The 25,587-nt window shown below is 62.5% G+C and carries 18 protein-coding genes; 5 read left to right on the forward strand and 13 right to left on the reverse strand.

All coding sequences use genetic code 11. The features are described 5' to 3' along the window. Positions 1 to 2: 2 nt before the first annotated feature. The 9 genes from ACZM8Y_RS06035 to tmcD form a co-directional block, all read right to left on the reverse strand. On the reverse strand, positions 3 to 1,865 hold the full coding sequence (locus ACZM8Y_RS06035) for an ATP-binding protein (RefSeq protein ID WP_482331467.1): 1,863 nt from the start codon (positions 1,863 to 1,865) through the stop codon (positions 3 to 5). A gap of 51 nt (positions 1,866 to 1,916) precedes the next feature. Next, a complete protein-coding gene (divK, locus tag ACZM8Y_RS06040) occupies positions 1,917 to 2,306 on the reverse strand; it encodes a DVU0259 family response regulator domain-containing protein (RefSeq protein ID WP_302552620.1) in 390 nt (129 codons plus the stop codon). A gap of 22 nt (positions 2,307 to 2,328) precedes the next feature. Next, positions 2,329 to 2,736 carry a response regulator gene (locus ACZM8Y_RS06045; RefSeq protein WP_302552621.1) on the reverse strand — a complete coding sequence of 136 codons (408 nt, stop codon included), beginning with the start codon at positions 2,734 to 2,736 and terminating at the stop codon, positions 2,329 to 2,331. Between the two features lies 1 nt (position 2,737). After that, positions 2,738 to 3,655, reverse strand: a complete 918-nt coding sequence (locus ACZM8Y_RS06050; RefSeq protein WP_482331477.1) for a universal stress protein — start codon at positions 3,653 to 3,655, stop codon at positions 2,738 to 2,740. Positions 3,656 to 3,659: 4 nt separating this feature from the next. Then, complete coding sequence (locus ACZM8Y_RS06055) at positions 3,660 to 4,178, reverse strand: hypothetical protein (protein ID WP_479858397.1); 519 nt, start codon at positions 4,176 to 4,178, stop codon at positions 3,660 to 3,662. Between the two features lie 9 nt (positions 4,179 to 4,187). Next, positions 4,188 to 4,556 (reverse strand): acidic tetraheme cytochrome c3 TmcA, encoded by a 369-nt coding sequence (gene tmcA, locus ACZM8Y_RS06060; RefSeq protein WP_302552624.1) that lies wholly within the window; start codon positions 4,554 to 4,556, stop codon positions 4,188 to 4,190. A gap of 101 nt (positions 4,557 to 4,657) precedes the next feature. Beyond that, entirely contained in the window at positions 4,658 to 5,974 is a 1,317-nt protein-coding gene (gene tmcB, locus ACZM8Y_RS06065; protein WP_302552625.1) for an electron transfer complex ferredoxin TmcB, read from the reverse strand. Positions 5,975 to 5,989: 15 nt separating this feature from the next. Next, positions 5,990 to 6,649 carry a TmcC family electron transfer complex membrane anchor subunit gene (tmcC, locus tag ACZM8Y_RS06070; protein ID WP_302552626.1) on the reverse strand — a complete coding sequence of 220 codons (660 nt, stop codon included), beginning with the start codon at positions 6,647 to 6,649 and terminating at the stop codon, positions 5,990 to 5,992. A 27-nt stretch (positions 6,650 to 6,676) separates the two neighbouring features. Next, positions 6,677 to 7,921 carry an electron transfer complex subunit TmcD gene (tmcD, locus tag ACZM8Y_RS06075; RefSeq protein ID WP_482331490.1) on the reverse strand — a complete coding sequence of 415 codons (1,245 nt, stop codon included), beginning with the start codon at positions 7,919 to 7,921 and terminating at the stop codon, positions 6,677 to 6,679. A gap of 1,128 nt (positions 7,922 to 9,049) precedes the next feature. On the opposite strand from tmcD, the gene ACZM8Y_RS06080 reads away from it, so the two are divergent. Then, positions 9,050 to 9,325 carry a hypothetical protein gene (locus ACZM8Y_RS06080; RefSeq protein ID WP_482331491.1) on the forward strand — a complete coding sequence of 92 codons (276 nt, stop codon included), beginning with the start codon at positions 9,050 to 9,052 and terminating at the stop codon, positions 9,323 to 9,325. A gap of 464 nt (positions 9,326 to 9,789) precedes the next feature. On the opposite strand, the gene ispG is transcribed toward ACZM8Y_RS06080, so the two are convergent. The 4 genes from ispG to ACZM8Y_RS06100 form a co-directional block, all read right to left on the reverse strand. Beyond that, positions 9,790 to 10,869, reverse strand: coding sequence for a flavodoxin-dependent (E)-4-hydroxy-3-methylbut-2-enyl-diphosphate synthase (gene ispG, locus ACZM8Y_RS06085; RefSeq protein ID WP_482331494.1), 1,080 nt, complete (start codon positions 10,867 to 10,869; stop codon positions 9,790 to 9,792). A gap of 540 nt (positions 10,870 to 11,409) precedes the next feature. Beyond that, positions 11,410 to 14,979: a PEP/pyruvate-binding domain-containing protein gene (locus tag ACZM8Y_RS06090; protein ID WP_482334412.1), complete on the reverse strand. Its 3,570-nt coding sequence runs from the start codon at positions 14,977 to 14,979 to the stop codon at positions 11,410 to 11,412. A 43-nt stretch (positions 14,980 to 15,022) separates the two neighbouring features. Further along, positions 15,023 to 18,733: a pyruvate carboxylase gene (locus tag ACZM8Y_RS06095; protein ID WP_482334414.1), complete on the reverse strand. Its 3,711-nt coding sequence runs from the start codon at positions 18,731 to 18,733 to the stop codon at positions 15,023 to 15,025. A gap of 149 nt (positions 18,734 to 18,882) precedes the next feature. After that, a complete protein-coding gene (locus ACZM8Y_RS06100; protein WP_487479885.1) occupies positions 18,883 to 19,947 on the reverse strand; it encodes a biotin--[acetyl-CoA-carboxylase] ligase in 1,065 nt (354 codons plus the stop codon). On the opposite strand from ACZM8Y_RS06100, the gene ACZM8Y_RS06105 reads away from it, so the two are divergent. The 4 genes from ACZM8Y_RS06105 to ACZM8Y_RS06120 all read left to right on the forward strand — a co-directional run bounded on the left by ACZM8Y_RS06105 (position 19,946) and on the right by ACZM8Y_RS06120 (position 25,581). Beyond that, positions 19,946 to 21,109, forward strand: coding sequence for a tRNA nucleotidyltransferase/poly(A) polymerase-related protein (locus ACZM8Y_RS06105; protein ID WP_337430809.1), 1,164 nt, complete (start codon positions 19,946 to 19,948; stop codon positions 21,107 to 21,109). The two genes, ACZM8Y_RS06100 and ACZM8Y_RS06105, sit on opposite strands and share 2 nt — an antisense overlap. Then, the gene (locus tag ACZM8Y_RS06110; protein WP_482333201.1) at positions 21,102 to 22,817 is read left to right on the forward strand and encodes an ASKHA domain-containing protein; all 1,716 of its coding nucleotides are present in this window, start codon (positions 21,102 to 21,104) and stop codon (positions 22,815 to 22,817) included. The genes ACZM8Y_RS06105 and ACZM8Y_RS06110 overlap by 8 nt, the downstream gene beginning before the upstream one ends. An 89-nt stretch (positions 22,818 to 22,906) precedes the next feature. Further along, positions 22,907 to 24,085 carry a phosphoglycerate kinase gene (locus ACZM8Y_RS06115; RefSeq protein ID WP_482333203.1) on the forward strand — a complete coding sequence of 393 codons (1,179 nt, stop codon included), beginning with the start codon at positions 22,907 to 22,909 and terminating at the stop codon, positions 24,083 to 24,085. Continuing rightward, positions 24,082 to 25,581 carry a small ribosomal subunit Rsm22 family protein gene (locus ACZM8Y_RS06120; RefSeq protein WP_482333205.1) on the forward strand — a complete coding sequence of 500 codons (1,500 nt, stop codon included), beginning with the start codon at positions 24,082 to 24,084 and terminating at the stop codon, positions 25,579 to 25,581. Before ACZM8Y_RS06115 ends, ACZM8Y_RS06120 begins: the two co-directional genes overlap by 4 nt. Positions 25,582 to 25,587: the final 6 nt, after the last annotated feature.

Below are 25,587 nucleotides of genomic sequence, written 5' to 3' on the forward strand. Positions count from 1 at the left end.
CGTCAAGAAAGCTGTTCCGGTTGTGGGGCGGAAACGCCCCCGGCCCTGTCCCCATCGGTGGGCGCGCTTGAGGCGGGCTCCCCGCGCCGGGTAATGGGGAAACGGATTTCAAAGAGCGCCCCGCCTTCGCCGCGGTTCCGGGCGGAGATGGAACCGCCGAAATCCTTGACCAGCCCGTAAATGATGGAAAGGCCGAGGCCGGTTCCCTTGCCGACTGGCTTGGTGGTGAAGAACGGCTCGAAAATTTTGTTCAACAGATGTGCGGGAATGCCTGTCCCGGTATCCCAGACGGACAGCAGCACTGTGTTGCCGTCCATAGCCGTGGAAACGCCGATGACGGCGGGCGGTTCGGGCGCGTTTTTGACCCGTTCCTCCACGGCGTCCCGGGCGTTGAGGATGAGGTTGACGATCACCTGCTCCAGGCGGTTGGGGATGGCGAGGATGGGCGGCAGGGCCGGGGCGAGCGAGGTTTCCAGCGTGATGCCGTGCACCACGAGCTGGCGGCCGAACAGCTCGCAGGCCTGCCCCACGACGCCGTTGATGTCCGTATCCAGCAGCGTAAGATCGGATTTGCGGCCGAAGGCGCGCATGTGGTTGATGATGTCGCTGGCGCGGTCGACCTGCCCGCTGATTTCCACGGACAGCTCGGAGAGCGTTTCCGGCGGGATGGGTTCGCTGCGGCGGGTCTTGCGCAGAAAATAGCTTGCCGCGCCCTTGATGACGGTGAGCGGCTGGTTCAGTTCATGGGCCACCCCGGTCGCCATTTCTCCGAGCGTCGCCATCTTCCCGGCCTGAATGAATTTCTGTTCCATCTCGATGCGTTCGGTGACGTCGGTGGCGCAGAGGATGCGGACGCGGCGGTTTTCGATCATGGCCGAGGCGGAACGGATGTCCACGCGCAGGGGGGTGCCGTCGGCCTTGATGTTCGTCACGCCGGAAAAGACGGTGAAGGCCCGCAGTTGGGAAGCGTACTGCTCGCGCTCTTCGGGCAGGAACAGATCGAGGATGCTGCGCCCGGTCAGCTCGTTCTCGCGCTGGCGCCCGTACATTTTGACGGAAGCGGGATTGCAGTCGAGGATGGTGAGCCCGGCGGCGTCCAGCAGGAAGACGGCATTGGGGATGCTGTCGAAAATGGCCTTGTGGGTGCGCTCGGACGCCTGCAGCTGGTGCTGGAGGGTATGGATGAGCGTCATGTCGATGCTCATTTCCATAACCGAGGACACGTTGCCGTCCTTGTCGAACAGGGGCACGGTCTGCACGAACCAGTAGTCCCGCGTCCCATCAGGGTTGACGCGGCTTTCCTGATTGCACAGGACGGCCCCCTCTTCCCATGTGCGCTGTACCGAACATTCGGGGCAGGGCGCAGTGCGGCCTTTATAGACCTCGTAGCAGGTGCTGCCCGGCTGCGGATCGTACCGGACGGCGAAGCTGCGGTTCCAGCGCAGGAGGCGGTATTCGCGATCCTGCACGGAAATGCCGCAGGGAACCATGTCGAAGAGCCGCTGGAAGTCGTCCTTCCGGCGGCGCATTTCTTCGAGGTGGTGCTGATTGCGGATGCTGAATTCAACGATGGCCCGCGCGAGCTGCCCGAATTCGTCGTCGCGGCGGGCGTCGTCGAGGGTGACGGCCTGTCCTTCGCGCATGGCCTGCATGCTGGCGATCATGCGGCCGATGGGCAGGCGCACTTCATACCAATAAAGGGCCACCGAGACGGCGCAGAGGAGCAGGGTAACGGCGGGCAGGGCAACCCGGAGCCATTCATGGGGCATCAGCCACAGGACGGCCCCCACCCCGGCGAGGAACAGCAGCGCCGTCATGGTGATGGTCTTGGCCATGAGGCGGTAGGCTCCGAATCGGCTATGCATCGTCAACCCCGGTTTCCGGCGGTTCGCGGGGAACCGCCGGAACGGAAACGGTTATTCCCCATCCATGGCCTTGCGGGCGGCATCTTTGGATTCGAGCACCCGGTTGACGATGGAGATCAGCTCTTCGGGATCAAAGGGCTTCTGGAGTGTGGCCACGGCGTTGCGGATGGCGAGGTGGATACCCTGAAGGCCGCTGATCACGATGACGGGCATATCCCGGAATGCGGGATTCATGGTCATCTTGCGGTAGAAGCGGGGGCCCCACTCGTCGGGCATTTCCATGTCCAGCGTGACGAGATCGGGCTTTTCCGCTTCGAGGACGGAAAGCGCTTCCTCGACGCTGGACGCGGAACAGGTCGCGTAGCCGTTGTCGGAGAGGACTTCGGTGATGTACTTGACGATGTACGGGTCGTCGTCGATGGTCAGGATTTTCTTGGGCATGGGGCTTCTCCTTGCGTTCGGATCAGGCTGTGGTTGGTTCGGGAACGAGCCGGTTGACGACCTCAAGCAGGGCTTCCGGCGTACACGGTTTTTCAAGGCAGGCCGCGGGAGCGGGAAGCGGGCCCTGCGCCAGGCCGAGCGTGGCGAAGGCATGTTCCCGGACGGGGATCGGCACGGCGGACAGCATGACCACGGGAATCCGCTTCCAGTCCTCGTCGCTGGAGACGGCCCCGTAAAAGGCCAGGCCGCTCTGTTCGGGCATCATGACGTCCAGCGTGATGACGTCCGGCCTCCATAAGCGGAGCACGTCCAGCGCCTCAATCCCGTTGCGGGCCATCTTTACGGTGAACCCGGCCTTTTCGAGGAGCACTCTAAGAAAATACCGGAAATGGACTTCGTCATCAATGACGAGGGCACGCCTTCCGCCCATGTCACCGGGCCTCTGGCCGGGTCACGCTGGCGACGGGACAGGCGGAACGCAGGACAACCTGTTCCACCGTGGAGCCGATGTCCGCGTCGTCATCGGGCAGATCCGAGGAATGGTGAGCCATGACGATGAGATCGGCCTCATTCTCACGGGCGGCCTTAAGGATTTCGACATAGGGGATGCCTTCGCGCACAATGACCTCGACGTTGGCGAAGCCGTCGAGCTTGGACAGGTACAGCTTGTCGATCTTCCCACGCATCTTCGAGGCATGGCGCTCGATCTCGGATTGATCCATCGTCATGCCCTGTATGGACGTGATGTCGACGGCGTGCGTGATGTACAGTTTGGCGTTCAGTTGGCGGGCCGTATTCAGGGCGAAGCGGAACGCATGGCTGGCGGCTTCGCTGAAGTCGGTGCAGAAGACGATGTTCGAGAACAGGTGCCAGCAGGTGGTGCAGGGGCGGTTGACGATGAGCACCGGGCAGGGGGCTTTTTTCGCCACGGCGCGCACCGTGTTCCCCACGATGGAGCGCATGCGGGCGGCGTTGGGATCGCTGGCGGCGCTGCTTGCGCCCATGACGATGAGATCGGGCTTGATCTGACGGGCGTAGCGCAAAATTTCGGTGGAGGGCATACCCACGCTCAGTTCCATGCGGAAGGGGCGGGTACAGGCTTCGATCTGATAGGCATAGGCCGTATTGAGCTCTTCGCGCACCATTTCCTGATACGCCTCATCCGGCTGTTCGAGGCTGCCGCTGCGGGTATCGGTGACGTTGGTGGCGAACCCCCGTGAGGGGACGCCGCAGCAATGGTAGAGCGTCAGTTCCGCCTGCTGTTTTTCCGCCAACCCAAAAGCCAGTTTCGCGGCGTTGTCGCTGCCGGCCGTTCCCGAACTCGCAAACAGGATGTTTTTGAACAACATCTCGCTACTCCTTGAGATTACAGGTGAGTGAGCCGCCTTGGAACCCCAGTTCCCAGCCTATGCCTTCCAACAGATCAAAGACTGTAAAGCTGGTTGCCGCATCCAACACGGCCGCGGTTTCGCCGAGCAGGACATGCCGGGCCGTCCCCATTTTCAATGGGGCGTCCAGCATGTCCCGCAGGCGGAAAAAACGCAGTTCCGGCAATCCGTCGCCGACCCCCTCGACGGCAAGGTAGACTTCCACGCGGGGCGTGCCGGGAAATCCCGTCAACTCCACGCGCTTGCCGAGGCGCAGGGCTTCAAGGCCGGGATAGCGGCAGCCGGAGGCGGGGCAGGCTTCGGCTTCGACGAGGGCATCGCCGAGGCCGGGAACCAGTTCCCGCGCCAGCGGATTCCGTTTGAGCAGCCGGAAAAACGAGCGCAGCGTAACGTCCCCGTCGAGTTCGAGCCTCATCCGGAGAAGCCCCGCGAATGGGGCTTCGGACGAAAGCGTCCCGTCAGCATGCAGCCGGATGGCGTCCATGAGCCGGCCCTACTTGTGGCAGGCGCCGCAAGTGGTCGGCCCCTTGTTCTGGGCCTTGTGGCATTCGATGCAGTTCTTGTGGTAGGCACGCATGAGCGGCGTGCGCCCGCTGGGCATGCTGGCCTTGTGGCATTCGGAACAGGGCTGATCTTCCGAGCCCAGTTCTGGGTCGATGACGCCGTTCTCGCCGCCGTGGTGGCAGACGATACAGTCTTCGATTTTGGCGCGCTCGTTATGGTTGTCGTGATCGAAGGTGACGGCGGGGCGGCGGTGGGTCTTGAACTCTTCGGATTTCAGGGTCAGCGCATGGGCCGTCCCGACGAGGCCAAGCAGCAGCGTGACGGCGAGGCCGGCACGGGCAAGGGCGTGCAGGGGCATAGTTCACTCCAGTGATTCACGGAGGCGGCGCCTCCAAAAGCGGTGTGCGGGGCGCTGCGGGGAGCCCTCCCGTTTCCGGGAAGGCTGTCCCCGCGGGCTGACTATACTTCGGGCTTTTCCATCAGTTCATAGATGAGGTCGCCGATGAACTTGGTGTGCATGCCGAGCTTGTAATGCTTGATGATGTCTTCCAGCCCGCCGTGGCAGTTGTGGCAGGGGGCGACCACGGTATGGACTCCTGTATTGCGGAGCTGATCGGCCTTCACCCGGTTGCCTTCCATGCGCACGCTCTTGAAGGGCGGGCCGCAGTTGATGATCCCGCCGCCCGCGCTGCAGCAGAAGTTGTGCTCGCGGTTGGGCGTCATTTCGACCACATTGGCGCAGAGGAAGTGCACCACGTCGCGCAGCTTGTCGGCAAGGCCGCGGCCGCGGACGGTGTTGCAGGGGTCATGGATGGTGACCGGATCCTCGAACTGATGCGTGATCCTGATCTTGCCTTCGTTGATGAGTTCCCAATAGAACTCGATGGCATGGACCACCGGGACCGGGGAATCCTTCCAGCCGATCCAGCGGTTGCCCTGATCGTACACGGAGCGGAAGGCATGCCCGCATTCGCCCATGACGATGCGCTTGACGCGCAGCTTTTGGGCCAGCTCGAAGTGGGCGCGCTTGATGCGGCCCATCATTTCGTAGTCGCCCGTGAACATGCACATGTCGCTGTTGTCCCAGCCGGGGCGGGAGGGCATCGTCCAGTCGCAGCCCGCCTGATGGAAGATCGCGGCGGCCTGATAGATGAGCTGCGTGCGGAACTTCGGTTCGGGCGCGATGACCGAGTACATGAAGTCGGCGCCTTCCTTATCGAGCGGGATGCGGATGCCGGGGAATTCCTCGCGGGCTTCCTCTTCCTGCCAGATGAGGCTGTCGATCCATTCGTCCTCGCGCACCCACATTTGGTTGAACGTGGCGGAATGGCTGTTGGCGGTGTCCTGAATGAAGGTCGGGGTGATGCCGAGCTTGTTGCAGATGCGCCGCACGAGGCTCATCAGGTAGGCGATGTCCACGCCCACGGGACAGTAATGGATGCAGCGGCGGCACATGTTGCATTCGGTGAACGCGATCTGCGCGATGCCCCGCATCTGTTCGGCGTTGAGCTTCCCGCTCTCGCGGATCATCTTGAAGATGGTCTTGTCGAGCTTGGCGACGGGCGTATAGGACGCGTCGTCCGGGTGGGAAAGGCTGAAGTGGCAGGCCTTGGCGCAGGCGCCGCAGCGCATGCAGGTCTGTTCGTATACCTTGACTCGCGCGCCCACCTCGCCCTTCAGGACATCGCGGATCACTTTGGTGATGCGCTCCGGCGTGGCGAGCTGCATGCCGCGCGTCAGGTTGGCGTCTTCGATCAAGCGTTTTTCAATACCCATCGTGTGCCTCCAAAATTACCAGTCGCAGGTACGACGGACGCCGATGGATTCGGAACCCATGTAGGCGCGGGTGAAGGGAATCAGAATGGCGTGGCTCAGGCGCGTAAAGGGCAGGCAGACAAGGATCGCCTCGCCGAACAGTACGTGGAGCAGAGCCATGAAGCTTTCGCTTCCGAACCCATGCGCGGAGGCAAAGCCGGTCACCATGACGCCGGTGACGAGCAGCAGGGAGAACCAATCGGCCTGCCGGGTCACATAGCTCGACGCCGGGACTGCCAGCCGACGCCAGCCGAGGATCAGGCAGGCCAGAATGGTAGCTAGGGTGACGGCGTCCATGAAGCCGTCGGGCAGGGAAGGAAGGGAAAAACCGAAATTGTAGTCCCACATGACGTTGTGGGCCGAGTAGAACAGCACGGCGAGCAGGATGCCGATGTGCAGCACGAAGTTCGCCACGGTCAGCAGCGGGTTCTCGCGCCAGCCGCAGGTGGAGAAGGGCAGCGTCCAGCGGATGATCGACGTCAGCGAGTCTTTCCAGTTCATGTAGGCGAGGGCCGAGGCGTCGCGCTGGCGGGCGAGGCGTCCGAGCGACCACAGCCGCCAGATCATCCCGCCGATGCACACCGTGAAGGCGATCCATGCCAGCGGGCCTACCGCAAAATTGTACAGGGCATTCATGATGGGTTCCTTGTTGCAGTTGGATGCCTAGAGCCGCACGGTGTGGCGGGAGAACACGCCGTCCTTGAGGGAACAGAACAGCAGGACGGTACCGTCCGGGCTGAACGTGGGGTTCCACACGCCGTCGAGGTTTTCGATCACGGCACTGCCGTCGACGTACAGGGCAAACTTCCCATTGCGGCGGACTTTGGCTGCGGCGCGATCCCCGGCGGGCGAGAACACGACGGGCCACGCCATATCGAAGGCCCCGTCCCACACCTTGCCGTCCACGGCGATCTGGAAGCGGCTGTTGTTCTGGCTGCCGAGGGCGGCGGCGTGCTTGCCGTCCGAGGACAGGACGAGATCCGTGACGGACGGGAAGCGGCAGCTCCACGGGGCGGCGTTGCAGGCTACGGTGAAGGCGCCGTAGGAGGGCGCGGCGATGGCCCAGATGTGCTCGCCGTCGACGGCGGCGGCCTGAGGCGACCAGCACTGTGCGAACACGGGCTTCCAGAAGAGGGAGCCGTTGCGGGCGAGCCCCCACTTGCCTTCCTTGCGGATGGGCGCGATGACGTCGCCGGACTTGGGCTCAAAAACGGGTTCCCACGCGCAGGGGTAGGTTTCGCTCCAGCGCTGGCCGTTGATGGAAATGGTATATTCGTACGGCGTGACGCGCACGGTGCTGGCGACGCGGTGGCCTTCCCGGTCAAAACAGGGCGACCACGCGTTCAGGTAGCACTCTTCCCATGCCTCGCCGTCGACGGCAACCGTATAGATGCCCTTGCTGAAGCCTTCCAGATCGGCCTGTCCGAGCCCGGCGGTCTGGACGATTGCGGCGGTTTTGCCGGTTTCCGAAAGGACGAAATCGGTGGCGGCGGTGTAGAGCCGTTCCCACGGCGTGCCGTTGACCAGCATGCCGTATTCCATACCGGTCTGCATGGGCACGGCGATGGCCCCGGAGTGGTTGAACCGGGTTCCCCACAGATAGTCGGCGTGTTCTTCGCTTTCCGCGTCGTCGACCACAATGGCCCACTCGCCGTCGCTCTGGGACAGGGCCGTCAGCCGCCCGTCGGGGGCGAACTGGCAGTTATACATCTTGTCGGTGCGCGTTTCCCACAACGCATCGTTCAAGCGTACGGTAAAAGTGCCGTCTTCGAGGGCAGAAACCGCCGCGAACGATTCGCAGTCCGGAGAAACCTGCCATTCCTCCTGCCATGCCGTTTCGGGCAGCATCGCCGTTTCCCCGATCTTTCTGACAGAAGGTTCCCAATCATACCGTTTCTGATCTTCCATACAGTCCCCCACTGGGTGTGAAGCTACTTTTGGGAAGAAGCATACCGCGAAATCACGTTCTGTAAAGCCGTTCCGTCTGGAACGGGCATTACCCCATTCCCATGCAGGGCATTGTCCTAAAAGGAACAGCCCGGTTTTTCCGGCCTTAAGGAAAAACCGTGAAAGAGGGGAATGATGCCGTATTAGGGGCGTACAGGCTATCGCCTCTTCTTGTTTCCCATACCAAAAGCAAGGATAATAGCCTGAAAGGACACTTGTTTTTTTTAGGGTAATCAAGCCCCGAAACGGCGGATATTTTGTGAAAAGACAGGATTGAGGTTACGGAACAGCAACACGAAAAAAGGGTCAAAAAAATTGTATCCAAAAGAAATGAAGGAAAATGTTTTTGAAAACACAAAGTTGCCTCAAGGAACCTCCTAACGTGAGGAAAAATCAAAAAAAGTTTTTGCCCGGAAAACGTATTCTTGTTCCATAAAAAGAGAGCAGTCTTTTGCGGCGGATACTGAATCCTTTTTATTAAGAACGATTTCTAAGAACTGGCTTGGCCGGAAACGGATGGTTTTGATGTCCGGCAAGGAAGGGCGTTCCCCTTTGGGGAAACGCGTGGGAAGGGGTGGGGCAGAGCCGGTTGAAAGTTCAACGGGCGGTTGCCATAGTCCCGTCAATGTTTGGCCCCTCCCGTCCTGCACGGGGCGGGCTCCAAGCGGGCAGGCGGGGCAACGGCAGACCTGATGGCGTGTTTTGGGGGGCTCTGCTATCGAATGTAATTGGTGTATCGCCACAGCGTGGTGGAAATACAGTCTTTTTCTTCTGTTTTCCGTCTGCAGGCTCCATAGCTGAAGCATTTTGTCGGTTATCTGCTTGGAACATCAAGAAATGCAATATCAAGCGGTTGCTGTGGCGGAACCTTGGGATTTGCGGAGGAAGGCCATTCACCCGCAGCGTGCCCGGTTCCAATAGCCTTTGGAAAAGGGATCCGGCGGGGCCGGGTTTTTGCGGAATGCCGCATGCGAAAAAGGGATTTGTACCGTGCTCACCGAGGAAAAAGGGCCTCCGATAGCTGTGGGATTGATCCGGCCTCTCGCTTTGCTGGTTGTGCTGTTGCTGGGAAATCATGGATCCGTTTGTATGGAAATGGGGTCGTGGTGGCCCATACAGGAAGACGGGTACATGCTGCTGGTGTTCGCCGCCGTATTCATTGGCGGAACCAGCGTATTCGGAGGCGCCGGGAGGCTGTACGGCACGCTGATCGGCATCGCCATCGTCGGGATAATCGAGGCGGGCATCGCCAGTTCCGGCCTGTCGGGGGACTTGACTCGCGCCGTGCATGGCATGGTCATTGTGCCGCGGTATCGAGTCACGCGATCCTTTAGGTCGTGTCGTCGATTAGATATAGTCTATTGAAATTCTTTAACTCTTTTTCAAGTCATAAAAGGCTCTGTCATAGTGCATGGTTGTTTTGTTTTGGCAATACACTGAAAATATATGCTTTTTCTCAAGATTTTCCGCTGGTGGGCTCTGTGATTGGGGGATTTTATTGGTTATTTCTTTGGAACTTCAAGGAAATAAAGCATCAACCGTTTTCTATGACACAACCTCATAAAAAAAGATTGTTTTCAATAATTCAAAATAGTTATATAAAAATAACGACACGACCTAGGGAGTGCCGACGAGCGCCTTTTGCGTCCTGGACGGTGGAGAAACAGGCAGAGCCTCCTCTTTAAGCCGCTGAGCGGGAAAACGGCAGGCAGCGGGCGGCGTTTACTGATCGGACAACACAGGAAAACGCGTTTCCTGCTACAGCTCCAGATGATGGAAAGAACAACAAAAGGGAGGCGTCAAACCTCCCTTTTGTCGTCACCGGGCGGCTATAAGCCTTGCCGCTCGGCGAGCAGTTTATCCAGTTCTTCCATGAATGCGGCAAGCAGGGCTTCCTGCCCGCGCACGGAGCGGATGACCTCGCCTTTACGGAAGATGATGCCTTTGTCGCGGCCTCCCGCCATGCCGAGATCGGCCTCCCGCGCCTCACCGGGGCCGTTCACCACACAGCCCATGACCGCGACCTTGATAGGCGCGGTTTCAGTGCTCAGGCGGCGTTCCACTTCCTGAGCGAGGCCGATGAGATCGATTTCCGTGCGCCCGCAGGTAGGGCAGGAGATGATTTCCGGCCCACGCCGGCGCAAGCCGAGGGCACGGAGCAGTTCCCACGCCACGGTCATTTCTTCTTCCGGGGCGGCCGTCAAAGAGACGCGCAGGGTGTCGCCGATGCCCTCGCTGAGGAGGATGCCCATGCCGGCCGAGGATTTGATGGCTCCGCGCAGCACGCCGCCCGCCTCGGTGACGCCAAGGTGCAGCGGGTAATCGCAGCGTTCTGATAATAGGCGGTAACATTCAATGGTATTGAGAACCGAAGACGACTTGATGGAAATTTTCGTATCGTAAAAGCCGTGCTCCTCAAGGATGCGCACATGCCCAAGTGCGCTTTCGACCATTGCCTGCGGGGTAGGGCCCCCGTACTGATCCAGCAGCCGTTTTTCCACAGAGCCGCTGTTGACGCCCACGCGGATCACCGCGCCCCGCGCTTTGGCGGCATCGACCACCATTTCGACGTTTTTGCGTTCGCCGATGTTGCCGGGGTTGATGCGCAAGCCTTCCAGCCCCGCCTCCAGTGCGGTGAGGGCCAGCCGGTAATCAAAGTGGATGTCCGCAATGACCGGGATGGGGCTGGCGTCATGGATGGCGCGCAGGGCCTTGGCCGCTGTTTCATCGGGTACGGCGACGCGCACGATTTCGCAGCCCGCGTTGTGCAGGCGTTTGATTTGGCTGAGGGTGGCCTCCACGTCCCGCGTGTCGGTATTTGTCATGCTCTGGACGACGATGGGCGCGCCGCCGCCGATGCGGACGGGGCCGAGCTTCAGTTGCCGTGTCTGTTTGCGGGGGAGTTCCATATGCTGTCCTTTGGGGAGGAATCTGGGGGAGGGAGCTTTTTATAAAAAGCTCCCTCCCCCAGACCCCCACCCGCAAAAATGTTGACTGGTGGGGAGGCTGCGCGAAAGGAGTTCGTTCCAGCCGGAGGAGAATATCAAGAGAGTGGGCTATATTGGATAATGATAAGCTAACTTGGTGTTGTTAGCAGTGGCTCTGTCATAGTATGTGGTTGTTTCCTTTCTGCAGTGCGGTGAAAATACGGCCTTTTTCTTCAGCTTTCCCCTTGGCGGGATTCAAGGCTAAGGCACTTTATTGGTTATTTCTTTGGAGTTTCAAGGAATAAAACATCAACCGTTTCCTATGGCACAGCCATAGCAATGCCATCCAAACAGAAAACGTCGGGGGATGATCCGTCTGAGGAACATCCCCCGACGGTCGTTTTTCCGAAACTGCCGGGGTCCGGGGGGAGGCTCTCCCCCCGGGCAGGTCCGGGCGGCAGCCCGGCGGAGCCTGAGGCAGCGCCTCAGCAGGTGCAGGGCTGCGCCCTGCGCGTATTCATGTTATGCCAGCTTCTTGCGCTGTTCCACCAGAGCCGCGGCCTGTTCTTCAAAGGTGGCGAAACCGGCCTGATGCAGGGCGTCCTCGACGGTCTCGTCCCAGTTCCATGCGGCATAGATGACCGGCTTGTGGAACGTGGCGCGGAATGCCTTGAGCGCCTTGCGGGCGGCATTTTCGCGGCTTCCGCCGAGGCTGTCGCGGAGTTCGCCGTGCAGACGGGCGGTTTCCGCATCGTACCACGCACGGATCTTGGCCGGATCGGAGGCGAGCTTGGCGACATCGGCTTTCCCGGCAGCTTCAAGCAGCTTGACCAGCTTGGCCTGATGCTGTTCGCCAAGCCACTTGCCGAGGCCGGAAGCCGGGATGTTCAGGGCTTCGACGGCGGCGAAGTCCCGCTTCGTGCGGTAGTAGGTATCGGGCACTACTGAGGCGGAGGTGATGCCGCTGATGGCCACGAGGCCGCGCAGCACTTCGCTGTTCGCCACGCCTTGGCCGCAGAAGCCGACCTTCTTGCCGAACTTCTGCCCGGAGAAGATGGTTACCAGAATCGCCCAGACCACGGCGGGATCTTCCTCATCGTAGATGTGCGAGAGCGAGCTGTTGTCGCGGTCGGTGGCCAGCACCATCTGGGTCATGTCGTTGGAACCGATGGAGAAGCCGTCGAACTCCTGGATGAACTGCCGCGCCAGAATGGCGTTGGAAGGCAGTTCGGACATGAGGATGATCTTGAGGCCGTCCTCGCCGCTGCGCAGATTGTGCACGGTGTCGAGGTAGCCGCGCATGGCGCGGGCCTGTTCCAGCGTGCGCACGAAGGGCAGCATGAGCTGGAGGTTTTGCGCGCCGTAAGCCGAGCGGGCCAGCTTGAAGGACTCGATTTCCCAGTCGTGGATGTCGCGGGATACGCCGCGATAGCCGAGCATCGGGTTGTCTTCGTGATCCTCAAAGAGGTTGCCGCCGAGCAGGTTGCGGTACTCGTTGGTCTTAAAGTCGGTGGTACGGTACACGATGGGCTTGCCGTAGAAGGCCATCGCAAACAGGGCCAAGCCTTGGGACAGGGTCTGTACGTAGTGGTCGTGGCCGTTCTTGTGGCCGCGGGCGCGGATGAGCGTGCCGATTTCGCCGGGGATGGAACGCAGCGCGGCGATTTCCTTGGCGAGGCCGCAGCGTGCGCCCACATCTTCACGCAGCGCGGCGATCTGGCGCATGGTTTCCTGCACCGCCGGGTTGAGCGCGGCGTAGCTGACCTGATTGCTGATTTCCTTTTCGATGGCGGCGCGGCGCGCCTTCACTTCGGGGGAATCGCCGGAGAGGGCCAGCAGTTCGGTTTCGTAGCCCATGATGATGCGGACGTGTTCGGCCAGATCCGCGGACGTTTCCAGCGTCGTGTAGAAGCGCGCGGCGCGTTCGGTGTATTCGTCCAGCAGCTTTTCGACTTCACGCATACGCCGATATACGGCCATGATCTCGTCGGGGTTGCGGAGGTCATCCTTTTTGCCGAGCTTTTCCAGCTCTTCCGCGAAGCCGGTGATGTTGCCGACGTGTTCGCGGAGGCGGAGATCCAGCGACACGAGGCCCGCATCGAGCTGTTCGCGGATGGTCTTGCGCAGCTTGGAGTCCAGTTCGCCGATCTTCTTCTGGACGAGGCGTTCCAGATCGCCGTTGTCGAAGGCTTCCAGCGCGGCGGGGTGCACGCCCACGTTGCCGAGCATGAATTCGGCGCGCAGCAGGCCCACTTCAAAGTCCGGCACGTTGCGGAGGCGGGACAGGAACAGGGCCTGTCCGATGTCCGCGAGTACGAGGCCGACGCGGGTTTTCGTCTTGGGCAGGGCTTCCACGTCCATTTCGCCGCCGACTTCATGCAGCGGGAGCAGGCCGCGGTACACGCGCCCACGGGTGCCGTCCACGGTGACGTCCAGGCCGTCCAGAGCCTGAAGGGCCGTGGGGTTCTGGATGCCGATGACCGCAGCGATGCCGAGTTCGCGGGAGGTGATGGCCGCGTGGCTGGTGTCGCCGCCCACGTCGGCAAGGATGGCGGAGGCCACGCGCATGCCGGGAACCATGTCGGGGTCGGTGCGTTCGGCGGCGAGGATTTCGCCCTTGCCCACGCGGTTCAGTTCCAGCGCGGAGCGGAGGAAGCGGACCTTGCCCTGCCCGGCGCCGCGGGAGGCCCCGTTGCCGGTCAGCAAGACCTCGGCGGCAGCGGCGGCCTTGGGCTCCACTTCGCGGCGGCGCATGAAGATGGTGTGGGGATGCAGGGCCAGCTCTTCGTTCCAGCGGGTTTCGGGACGCGCCTGCACGAACCACAGCATGCCCTTGGAGTCGATGCAGAACTCGGTGTCCATGATCATGCCGTCGTAGGCCTTGCTCACGGCGCGCACGCCCTTGGCGACCTGTTCGGCCTGCGTGGGGGTCAGGGCCCAGAGCATGCACTCACGTTCCGGGACGGGCACTTCCTTGGTGCCGCCGTTTTCGTCATAGACGATCTTCATGGTCTTGCTGCCCATGAAGCGGATCACGACTTCGCTGCCGTCGTCCTTCTGGTAGACATACAGCTTGTCGGGCGTCACACGTCCGCCCACCACGGCCTCACCGAGGCCATAGCTGGTGTCGATGCTCACGAGATCCTTGCGGACGGTCCCGCGGCAGCCCGTGGCGGTGTCGGCGCTGAACGCCGTACCGGACACCACCGGGTTGATCATGCGCATGATGCACACGGAAAGGGACGTGTTCTCAATGGACCATTCCTTTTTCGCCTGCGCCGCGAGCTCTTCCTGACCCGTGGTTTCGGACTGGGTCAGCGCATCGAGGATGGCTTCACGGCGGTAAATCATGGAGCGCAGGTTGTAGGCCGAGGCGCAGTCCCACAGGTAGGCGGTGGCCACGGCGTCGTCGCCGACCATGTTCAGGAAGGTATCCTGAAGGCCCGCGAAGGCTTTCTTGCGGGAGTCTTCACCGGCGGCGGAGGAACGCACGGCCACGGGCACGTCGCCCTCCTGCGCTTCGGCGCAGATGTCGCGGTAGGCGGAACGGACGGCCTTGTCCACGCGTTCGGGCAGGGGGCAGGACAGGATGGCGGCCTGCACCATGACGGAGCGCTTGCGGAGCTGGTCGATGCCTTCCTGCGAGGAGGCGAAGCCGTCAACCACGTTGTTGACGAACGTGCGCAGACGGATACGCGGCAGTTCCGGGTCGGCTTCGGAAGCCTTGCGGATCTCGGCGGCGACGGAACGCACGAATTTGGGCAGGAACTCGTGATCCTTGGTGACTTCGGGAGAAGTCCAGTCGATGCGGTTGTAGGCTTCGTCGACCATGGAACGGATCAGCGCCGCGCACACCTTGCATTCGTCGAGCACGATGTGGAACGCCACGGACGAAATGGCGCGGAACTGAGGAATGCGAACGCCTTCAACGCGGCTGATCAGCGCCGTGTTGTAGTTTTTGCCACCCACCAGCAGCTCGGCGTCCTCGCCGATGCGCACGATATCCGCGCCGGTCAGAACCAGGCGCTTGAGGAGATCTTCCACCGGAACCTCGTCTTGTCGGTTTTTGGTTGCGGAAGGGGTTTTCGTCATGAGAATTGCCTCCAGGCTCTCTCTTCGTATCGGTTAATGTCCCTTAGATCCGGCTGAGCCGTTCCCCGCAGTAGGGACAGAACTCGATGTCATTCATGGGCAGCGGGCGGCTGCACGCCTCGTTGGTGCAGATGCGCGGAACCGGCCCGAGCTCCACAATGAGCTCGCCTTCGCGAACGGTTTCCATCTTTCTGGTTTCCTTGTAGTCGGCGGTCTTGAGCACACGCTTGACGATGCCGGCCACAGGGGCCAGAACGGCTTTTTCCTGCTTCATGATGGACACGTTGAACAGTTCTTCGCCCTCTTCGACGATGTCGCCGGGATGGACGTACATCACCCAGAGGTCGCCGTTGCTCGGCGCGCCGACCTGATACTTGTCCGCAGGATCGGCCATCACCACGCCCCCGGCTCCGCCGTTCTTGGGCGGGGCGACCTTGACGAGCTGGCTGAAGATTTCCGAGTCAAGCACGAAACGAACCATGGATTCGCCGGCATCGTTGACCGGGGACATGCTCACCAGCAGGAACTGGTGCGGCTTGCCGGACGTATCCACAAAGTTGATTTCCTCGCCCACGGAGCAGCCCTCAAACCAGACGGGCAGCGGCAGCCGGTTGGGATCGCCGTACTTGGCACGGAACTGAACCGTCTTCACGGCGTCGCCGGGATGGTTCAGGTACATGACCATTTCCTCTTCCGTGGGTTCGCGCTTGATGATGTCGCGGAACGCCTTGCGCTCGGCCTCAATGTCCAGGTCGGTGAGCTTTTCCAGCGGCGAATGCGTAGTCCGGTCGGCAATGGCCTGCTTCCACGCATTGCCGAATGCGCTCTCATACACCCAATCCGGCGGGAAGCCCAGAGGCAGCTTGCCGAATTTGCCCAAAAGGAGGTTGCGGAACGCGTCGTTGCAATCCTGATAGAGGGCGAGGCGGGCCGCACGGGTGCCTTCGCTGAGTTCGGCTTCATCGGACACGCCGTTGACGCGCTCAAGCACGCCGAGCAGGTATTTGACCTCTTCTTCGCCGCCGCGCTTGTACGCGCCGGTCACGGCGAGGAAGGCGGTGTTCCATGTAATCTGGGAACCGGGCGTCACGTCATGGTAACGGACGATCTTGCGGGTTCCGGCAAGGAACTTGAGCATGTAGGGCAGCAGGTGGATGTAGCCCTGTTTGAGCGCGCCTTCCTGCGACGAGGAGGTCGCGCCGCCGGGCATGGCGTGCTCGGTCACGTCGTTGTCGATGCCCTGGAAGTACGGGGCGCAATAACGGTCGTAGTAGGGGATGACCTGCTTGAGCACGAAATTGGCGTCGCGGACCATATCCTTGTTCATGGCGGTCTTGAGGCCCAGTTCGCCTTCCATGTAGGCGGCGGTGGCGAGGGTGTCGCCCTGCCCGTAGCTGCGGACGCACGCGCCGAGGTTCGTATCCACGATCTGGACGCCGGCCTTGGCCGCCGCGCCCACGGAGGGCACGAAAAGGCCGTCCGTCATGTGGCGGTGGTAGTGCAGCACCAGATCGGGCCACCGTTTGCGCAGGGCCGTGACCACTTCGGTCATGAAGCGGGGCGGGCACACGCCGGCCATGTCCTTGAGGCCAAGGATGATATGGCGGGAGACTTCCTTTTCGCCCATGCCGGCCACGTCGCCGCACACGCCGAGGACGTTCTCAGCTACGCCGAGGTAGTGATCCACAGTGAAGCCCTTGGCCCACGACATCGAGATGGCGGGCTCAAAGACCACATCCCTGCGGCTCAGCGCGACTTCGGCGAAGGGGCGCATGTTGTCGATGTGGTTCAGGAAGTCGAAGCAGCGGATGATCTGGTAGTTGTCGCAGATCATTTCGCCGGTCAGCCGCATGAGGTTCTTGGGTTGCGGGCTGTAGCCGAGCACGTTGGTCGAGCGGATCAGAATCTGCTTGAGGGTTTTGGGGGCGAACTTGTTCCATTCCTTCGCTTCGGTGAAGGGGTAGGTCATGTTCGCCATCATGGCGACGTGGAAGTGCGCGCCGCCGCCGTTCTCAATGGAGAAAAAGCCGCAGTTGTCCAGATACGGCCCCACGAGGCGGTCTTCGGCAAGGCGGAAGCGGTTGCCGCTGTTGGACTGCGTGCTGTCGCGGGTGGTCGTGTCCGTAAAGTGGATGCGGCCGCTGTCGCGCACGTAGTCGAGCAGGGCAACGCGGTCGCCGTGCGGATAGGGGGAGGGCTCTTTGCGTACCTTGGAGGGGATGGACGGGAGCACCACATCCTGACGCGGCAGGCGGGGCGTGGTGTGGGAACGGTATTCGCCGAGCTGGACGAAGGGGTTGTAGCCCTTGGCGGAGATTTCCGCGATGAGCTTGGCGAGGCGTTCGCTTTCCGGCGCGAGGTCGGCGTATATCATGAGTTCGGGCGCGGACGGGATGAAGCCCGTATCGAACATGCCCGCGCGGAAAGCCGGGTGCTTGAGGACCTGACGGTAGAAGGGGATCGTGGTCTTTACGCCGCCGACCATGTATTCGGTCAGGGCGCGGTCCATGATGCCGAGCACCTTCTGCCAGTCGCTCCCGTAGGCGATGAGGAGCGAACCGGCGGAGTCGTAGTTCGGGGGGAACTCGTACCCGGCGGAAAGGTTGGAGTCGATGCGCACGCCGGGGCCGCCGGGCGACACGTAGCGGGTGATCAGGCCGGAGTTCGGGGCAAAGTTGTTCTGCGGGTCTTCGCAGTTGATGCGGACCTGCATGGCGAAGTGGGACGGCTTGGTGTTTTCTTCGGTCAGGCGCAGCTTCGCGCCGAAGGCCACGGCGATCTGCTCTTCGACAAGGTCGACGCCGTAACGGCTTTCGGTAATGCCGTGCTCCACCTGAAGGCGGGTGTTCACCTCAATGAGGTAGGGCTCGCCCTGCGGGGTGACGAGGAATTCCACCGTGGCGAGGGAGAAATAGCCCACCTCGCGAACCAGCATGCGGGAGTATTCCTTGAGGCGTTCGCGCAGTTCGGGGGTAATGCCCGCCCACGGGGACGGGGTGATTTCCACGAGCTTCTGGTGGTTGCGCTGCACGGAGCAGTCGCGTTCGTCAAAGGCGAACACGTTGCCGTGCTGGTCGGCGATGACCTGGATTTCGATGTGGCGGACCTGTTCGAGGTACTTTTCCACATACAGGTGAGGGTTGCCGAAAGAGGCCTGCGCCATGGCGGAGGCCTTAAAAAAGGCATCTTCCAGTTCGCTTTTCTCACGAACAAGGAAAATGCCGCGCCCGCCTCCGCCGCCCTCCGCCTTCAGCATGATGGGGAGGGTGATTTCGTCGACGACCTTGCGTGCGGCGGGCACGTCGACCGCGCCTTCCGAGCCGGGCACCACGGGGATGCCGAGCCGCTTGGCGATCTTGCGGACCTGCACCTTGTTGCCGAGCAGGTTCATGGAGTCGGCTTTGGAGCCGATGAAGGTGATGCCCGCCTCTTCGCATTTCTGGGGGAAACGCTCGTCTTCCGACGCAAAGCCCCAGCCGGGATGGATGGCGATGATACCGCGCTGCTTCGCCTTGGCGATGATGAGATCGAGGTCAAGGTACGCGCGGGGATCGGAACCGAGCAGGAGCAGTTCCTGCGCGGATGAAGCGGCCGGCGCGGCCTTGTCGATGTCGGTGGCGGTCATTACGGGAACTGCGGCGAAGCGTTCACGGATGGCCCGGCAGATTCGACGTGCCGGAATGCCCCGGTTGGCTACGAGTATGGGCTTGCCCCGAACTTCGTCCAGTACCTGTTCAAACGTCTTGGCGGCCATGCTTTCAACCTTTTCAATAAAGAAATGTTTAGACCCGGCAAGAGCCGGTCCTGTTCAGGAAGCACCCCGAAACGGCATCGGGGACACCTGTGATCCGCCTCCGCATCGCTGCGGGAGGCCGTTCCCGGCGCCGCGCATGGCGCTTCGCGTCACGGCTGCATGGGAGGGCGATCCAACCGAAGGCTCCCGGAAAGAAAACTGGTTGTTCCCTTGCGATTTCGCAGGCGCAGCCCGCCGAAATCGTCCAGCCCTTCAAGAATGCCCGTGTGGCGTTCTTGATCGTCTGGGCCGTCCGTCAGAAGGACCGTTTGCCCAAGGAAGGCGAGGTGACGTTCAGCAAGTGAACGCCACGCGTTTTTCCCCTTGGCGTCAATCTCTTCGACATAACAGAAAAAGATACGGCTCACAAGTCGCATCCACAGTCCTGTAACGGAAAGGGGGGAGACGCCGGATTTTGTTGCGGAAGAGAGAAGCCCGGCCGGAACGGCGCGCTGCGCCCGCATGAGGGAGGCAGGGGGGGAGGATACGAGGTTCAGGCCGATCCCGGCGACCAGCATATTTTCGGCGGGCGTTTCTCCATGCCGGGGCAGGGGGCGTTCCTCCAGAAGGATGCCGCCGACCTTGCACCAGCCGGGGCCTTCCTCTTGTTCTTCGCGCCGCAGCAAGTCGTTGGGCCATTTCATATGGACGTCGAAACCCATGTGGGTCAGCGCTTCCGCGATGAGCCCGCCCACGGCCGGGGCCGCGGCCGTGCCCGTGAACGGGTGGCGCTGCGGCAGGCGGAGCGCCGCGTAGACGTTGCCTTCGGGCGAGACCCAGTTCCGTCCGAGCTGCCCCCGGCCGCTGCGCTGGCTCAGGGCGAGCACGCTCCCCCAGACGGGAAGCTGCCCGTATGCGGCGAGGGCCCGGGCGACATCCATACTTGAAGTGGCGGGGCCGCACAGATACACTGGCGCCGGTACGCTGGCCGTTTCGGGCTCGTTTTCCGTCCGCGAAACCGGCGCAGTGAAGAATTGTTCGAGATACGGGCAGGCCGTGCTTGTGCCCGGCGCGGTGAATGCCGCTTCGGGAAGCCCGCTCCAGAGGGCGGAGCTTGCCGCGTGATCAGCCGGAAACGGATCGGCGATGCGGCCGTGCGGAGGGCGTTCGGAGAGGGCGCCTTCGTGCAGAAGCCGCACCGTGCCGTTGAGACGAAAAGTGGAGTCGTGTGTCATGGCAATCGAAAATTGGCCGGAAACGGGCCGGATACCGGTCTATCTGGTGGGTGGGGCCGTTCGGGACCGCCTGTTGGGGCGGACGCCGCGGGAATATGATTTCGCGTTTGACGCGGATGAAGCCACGTTTCTACAGCGGAATCCCGATGCCCGCAAGGTCGGGAAGAGCGTTTCGGTTTTTTTGCTGCACGGTCAGGAATTTATGCCGATTGAGGGGACGCTGGAAGACGACATGCGCCGCCGCGATCTGACCATCAACGCGCTGGCCGAGGATCGGGACGGCAACCTTTTCGGGCATCCCGATGCGCTTTCGGATCTGCGGGAAGGCATCCTGCGGCCCGCTTCGCCGACGAGTTTCCGGGATGAGCCCGTGCGGGTGTTCCGGCTGGCACGCATGGCTTGCGAATTGCCGTCGTTCACGGTTCACCCTGAGGCCGTGGCGCAGATGCGCGCCGTGGCGGGGGAGGGGCTGCTTGGGCGTATTCCCGCCGAACGTGTGGGGCGCGAGTTCATGAAGGCGTTGGCCTCGCCGAAGCCGTCGCGCTGGCTGTCCGTGCTGGCTGAAGGGGGCTGCCTTTCCCCGTGGTTCCGGGAGCTGGAAACTTCGATGGATATTCCGGCGGGCCCCGTGGCGTACCATTCGGGTTCTGTGATGGCGCATCTGATGGATGTGATGGATGCGGTGGCGGGCGATCCCCTGTGCGTATGGATGGCCTTGTGCCATGATCTCGGCAAGATCGGCACGGACCCGGCTTTGCTGCCGCACCATTACGGGCACGAGCTGCGCGGGGCCGAACCCGCCGAGCATGTCGCCAAGCGCCTCGCCTTGCCCGCACGTTACGCCGCTGCCGGCGTGTTGTCGTCGCAGCTGCACATGAAGGCGGGGATTTATGATATGCTGCGGGCCGGAACCCGCTGCGATCTGTTGATGCAGATCCACAATGCCGGTCTGGACGAGCCGTTTTGGAAGCTGGCCGAAGCCGACAGCGGGCGTTCGCTGCGCCCTGCCGTCAACGACGACCTTGCGGTGCTGCTCGGCATTTCTCTGCCCCCGGAATGGCGGGACAGGGGCAAGGAATCGGGAAAACGGCTCCGGGCGATGCGTTGTCAGGCCCTCGCCATACATATGGCGAAGCGCAAACGGGAGAATGCCGATGGCTGATGGCGCGGATACGGAGGGCGTGCCTTTGGATGTGGGCGGGCGGAAGCCTGAGGCGGCTGGCGGCGGCATACATGCCGCGGGTTCGGACGCCGCCGTAGCCGTGGACTCCCTCCACGCGGCTCAAGGTTTGCGTGCTGTGGATTCCCCCGCGCGTGTCTTGGCCTCGATCTCGTCAACGGCTCAAGGCGTGCGCGTTATGGATTCGTCCGGCGTATCCCACATCCTGCCCGTGGAGGCGGGACGGACGCTTGCCCAGACGATTTGGCTGTCCGGCGAACTGCCCCCTCCCGCGCTGTGTTCGGGGCTCGGACGCTGTGGGGCGTGCCGGGTGCGGTTTCTTGAAGGGACGCCTGAGCCGTGCGCTGCGGACAGCGCCGTCCTCGGTGCGGAGGCCGTTCGCGGCGGCTGGCGGCTGGCCTGCCGCCATGCGCCCGTTGCGGGTATGGCTGTGGAGTTGCCGCCTCCGCCGTCCGAGAAACGGAAACGGATGGACATAAGGCCGGATGCGGGCCCGTTCCGGCTGGCCGTGGATCTGGGGACGACCTCCATCCATTGGCGGCTCCTCGACGGTACGGGGCATGAGGCCGCGTCCGGTCAGGCCCTTAACCCGCAGATGGGGGCGGGGAGCGATGTGGTGTCGCGCCTTGCCGCCGCCCGTGAGCAAGAGGGGCGGGAACGGCTGCGGCATCTCGTGATCCGTTTTCTGCGGCGCGTCATTTCGGATGCGGGCGTCCCGGTGGCGGAACTGTGCATCGCGGGCAATACCGCCATGACCTCCATCCTCCTGAATAAAGATGTGGCGGGATTGTGCGCCGCCCCGTACCGGCTGACGGAACGTGGAGGCCGTACGGCGGATTTGCCCGGTTTGCCTGCGGCATGGATTCCTCCGCAGCCGGCGCCGTTTGTGGGCGGGGACATCAGCGCGGGCATGGCGGCGCTCCTGTACGGCGAAACGCCGGAGTTTCCCTTTTTGCTTGCGGACTTGGGGACGAACGGAGAATTCGTGCTTGCCGTGGATGAGGGGCGTGCCTTTATCGCCAGCGTACCGCTTGGGCCGTCCCTTGAAGGCATCGGGCTCAGCTACGGCGGCGTGGCGGATGCGGGCAGCGTCTCCGGGTTCCGGCTCGGCCCGTCCGGGCTGTCTCCCGTGGTTATCGGCAACACGGAACCGAAACGGATTTGCGGTACGGGCTACCTGTCGTTGCTGGATATTTTGCTGCGGACAGGTTTCCTCGACGCTGCAGGCCGCCTTTCGGCGTCCCCGGTTTCGCCTCTGGCCGCCCGCCTGCTCGGAACGGTCGAGCGGGGGGCTTCCGGCTGGAGCCTGCCGCTGCCCGGTGGCATGGCGCTTGCCGGGGCCGACGTGGAGGAAATCCTCAAGGTCAAGGCCGCGTTTTCGTTGGCCTTGGAAAGCCTGCTGGCGGCGTCCGGGCTGGAGAGCAGGGCGCTCGCGCGAGTCTGCCTCGGCGGTGCGCTTGGGGAACACATGCCCGAAACCGCACTGGAACGGCTGGGCTTTGTGCCGCAGGGCCTGCAGGCGCGTACGGCGGCGAAGGGCAACACCTCCCTGCGCGGGGCGGCGCTTCTGTTGGCGCGCCCGGAGCTGCGGGAAAGGCTGGCCCGCTGGAGTGCCGGGTGTATGCTTGTGGATCTGGCGGCCCGTCCCGATTTTACGGCCCTGTACATGCGGCATATGGTTTTCGGATAAGCGCCGTCCGTTTGCAAGAAACCGCGTTTTGTGGCATTGCCTCCGTATTCGATACCCTGTAGCGCAACCTCTTTTTTAGGAGGAGAACAATGAACGTACGTCTCATGTCCGACCTTGATCTGCAAGGGAAGACCGTTGTCTTTCGTGAAGACCTCAATGTCCCGGTCAAGGAAGGGAAAATCACCAGCGACAAGCGCATCCGGGCGGCTGTTCCGTCCTTGAAGTTCGCGCTGGATAAAGGCGCCGGCATCATCGTGCTTTCGCACCTTGGACGCCCCGAAGAAGGCGTTTATTCCGAAGAAGCTTCGCTGGCTCCCGTGGCCAAACGCCTTGAGGAACTGCTCGGCGTTCCGGTCAGGCTTGAGAAGGACTATCTGGACGGCGTCGGCGTAAAGCCCGGCGAATGCGTCCTGTGCGAGAACGTGCGCTTCAACAAAGGCGAAAAGAAGAACAACGAGGAAGTGGCCCGCAAGCTGGCCGCGCTCGGCGACGTGTACGTCATGGATGCGTTCGCCACGGCGCACCGCGCGCAGGCTTCCACCGAAGGGGCCATCCGTTTCGCCAAGGTCGCCTGCGTGGGCCTGCTCATGGCCGCCGAACTCGAAGCCGTGACCCGTATCCTCCATGCGCCCAAGCATCCCCTGCTCGCCATCATCGGCGGCTCCAAGGTTTCGACCAAGCTTGAAGTCCTGAACAACCTTTCCAAGCGCGTGGACAAGCTCATCGTGGGCGGCGGCATCGCCAATACCTTCCTGAAGGCCGCCGGGTATGAAGTGGGCAAGTCCCTGTATGAGCCGGATCTGGTGGAGTCCGCCGCCAAGATCATGGAAGAGGCCAAAGGGCGCGGCGCGGCCATCCCGCTGCCCGTGGACGTCGTTGTCGGCCCGGCGCTGGAAGAACATGCCCCGGCGACCGTGCTCAAGGTCGAGGATGTGCGTCCTGACGACATGATCCTTGATATCGGCCCCGCCACCGCCGCAATGTACGCCCAGCTCATCGCCGAGGCGGGCACCGTGGTTTGGAACGGGCCTGTGGGCGCGTTTGAAATCGACCAGTTCGGCAAGGGGACGGAAGCCATCGCCAAGGCCGTCGCGGAAACGTCCGCCTATACGGTCACCGGCGGCGGCGACAGCATCGCAGCCCTCGAAAAGTACGGCTATGCCAGTCAGGTGGATTATATTTCCACGGCTGGCGGCGCGTTCCTCGAAGTGCTGGAAGGCAAAACCCTGCCGGCTGTGGCCGCTCTTGAGGCGCGTGCGGCATCGTGAGCCAGTCATCCTCCCCTAAACGTAGAAACAACGCGGGGACTTCCGAAAAGGGGGCCCCGCGTTCCCCGTCCCGTGGCCCGGCGGAAAAGCGCCCCGCATCCCGGAAGGGCGGTCGTGCCGATCAGGAACGTCCAGCCCCGAACAGCCATGCAGGGCAGGGGCGTTTCGGAAACAATCCGAAGGACGGTTCTGGAGAGCGCCGCCCCGGTGCGCGTTCAGGCTTCCGCAAGCCTGATGCGCCGCGTGCCGACGGCCCGGCAAGGTTTATGCCCGATCCGGCCAAGCATGCGGCGGGGCATCCGATGTGCCGTCCGTTGTTTTCGCCGTTGGACGCCTTTTGCCGCAGCGCGTTGGCGCAGCTCCCCAAGGCGCTGGATGCGGTAATGCCGCTGTCCCGCAGCCACCGCGCCGATCTGCCGGAGGCCATCCGTGACCTGTCCGCCATGCTCACCTATGAGCGCAGCGGCCTCGGGCGTTCCTACTGGAGCGCGCCCCGGTATGTGTCGGCATATCTGCGTTATTTTTTGCCGTGGAATCTTGTGCGGCTGATCGGCCTCTTGCCGGGCTTGGATTTGCCTGCCCCCCTTTGCGGCGCCGAAACGCCGGTGGTCATCGCCGACCTCGGAAGCGGGCCGCTGACCCTGCCTATCGCCTTGTGGCTGTCCCGTCCCGATTGGCGGGCCGTGCCGCTGACGCTGGTTTGTGTGGATACGGTTCCCCGGCCCATGGAAATGGGGCGTTCCATACTGGAGCACATGGCGAAGCTCTCCGGTGAACCGCTGAACTGGACGATCCGGCTCGTGCGTTCGCCGCTGATGCAGTCGTTCCGGGAGTTGCGCTCCCCCCATCTGATCATGGCGGGCAATGTGCTCAATGAATTGAAGGACAAGCCTGGAGTCAGCGTCGATGAACGCATGGCGGATCTCGCCGTCGCCGTGGGGCGGACGCTGCATCCTGAAGGCACGGCGCTGTTTGTTGAGCCCGGTACGCGGCTTGGCGGCACGCTTACCGCGAAGCTCCGAGAAACGGCGCTTGAAGAGGGGCTGACGCCCGTGGCCCCCTGTCCGCATCTTGGCCCGTGCCCCCTGTTGGAGACGCGTGAGCGCCGCTGGTGCCATGCGTCGCAGTTGGCTGTGGCCCCGGCATGGCTGGCGGAGCTGGCCCGTTACGCCAAACTGCCCAAGGATTCGCTGAGTTTGTCCTTCATGCAGCTTCGGCCTGAATCGGAGGCCGGGCCCTCCGTCAGGACGCCCCTTTTCCCGGCGATGGCCCCCAACGGTGTCGTCGCCCGCATCCTGTCCGAGGCATTCCCCGTCCCCGGCATGGGACATGCCCGCTATGCCTGTACGGAAGACGGGTTCGCCATTATCCCCGCAGCCGGGGACATCCCATCCGGGGCGCTTGTCGCCTGCCGCCGTCCCGCGTCTCCACGTAAGGACGCCAAGACGGGGGCCGTTGAACTGCATTGGCAGCCGGAACAGAAACCTCAACGCTGATTTTTC

Source organism: Bilophila sp. (assembly GCF_057864385.1).

Coding starts and splice junctions, on each gene's coding strand:
- ACZM8Y_RS06050 (WP_482331477.1), bottom strand. CDS start 3,655: ATGTTGTTCAAAAACATCCTGTTTGCGAGTTCGGGAACGGCCGGCAGC.
- ACZM8Y_RS06045 (WP_302552621.1), bottom strand. CDS start 2,736: ATGGGCGGAAGGCGTGCCCTCGTCATTGATGACGAAGTCCATTTCCGG.
- tmcD (WP_482331490.1), bottom strand. CDS start 7,921: ATGGAAGATCAGAAACGGTATGATTGGGAACCTTCTGTCAGAAAGATC.
- tmcA (WP_302552624.1), bottom strand. CDS start 4,556: ATGCCCCTGCACGCCCTTGCCCGTGCCGGCCTCGCCGTCACGCTGCTG.
- ACZM8Y_RS06035 (WP_482331467.1), bottom strand. CDS start 1,865: ATGCATAGCCGATTCGGAGCCTACCGCCTCATGGCCAAGACCATCACC.
- ACZM8Y_RS06080 (WP_482331491.1), top strand. CDS start 9,050: ATGGAAATGGGGTCGTGGTGGCCCATACAGGAAGACGGGTACATGCTG.
- ACZM8Y_RS06090 (WP_482334412.1), bottom strand. CDS start 14,979: ATGACGAAAACCCCTTCCGCAACCAAAAACCGACAAGACGAGGTTCCG.
- ACZM8Y_RS06095 (WP_482334414.1), bottom strand. CDS start 18,733: ATGGCCGCCAAGACGTTTGAACAGGTACTGGACGAAGTTCGGGGCAAG.
- tmcC (WP_302552626.1), bottom strand. CDS start 6,649: ATGAATGCCCTGTACAATTTTGCGGTAGGCCCGCTGGCATGGATCGCC.
- ACZM8Y_RS06055 (WP_479858397.1), bottom strand. CDS start 4,178: ATGGACGCCATCCGGCTGCATGCTGACGGGACGCTTTCGTCCGAAGCC.
- ispG (WP_482331494.1), bottom strand. CDS start 10,869: ATGGAACTCCCCCGCAAACAGACACGGCAACTGAAGCTCGGCCCCGTC.
- tmcB (WP_302552625.1), bottom strand. CDS start 5,974: ATGGGTATTGAAAAACGCTTGATCGAAGACGCCAACCTGACGCGCGGC.
- ACZM8Y_RS06115 (WP_482333203.1), top strand. CDS start 22,907: ATGAACGTACGTCTCATGTCCGACCTTGATCTGCAAGGGAAGACCGTT.
- ACZM8Y_RS06105 (WP_337430809.1), top strand. CDS start 19,946: ATGGCAATCGAAAATTGGCCGGAAACGGGCCGGATACCGGTCTATCTG.
- divK (WP_302552620.1), bottom strand. CDS start 2,306: ATGCCCAAGAAAATCCTGACCATCGACGACGACCCGTACATCGTCAAG.
- ACZM8Y_RS06100 (WP_487479885.1), bottom strand. CDS start 19,947: ATGACACACGACTCCACTTTTCGTCTCAACGGCACGGTGCGGCTTCTG.
- ACZM8Y_RS06110 (WP_482333201.1), top strand. CDS start 21,102: ATGGCTGATGGCGCGGATACGGAGGGCGTGCCTTTGGATGTGGGCGGG.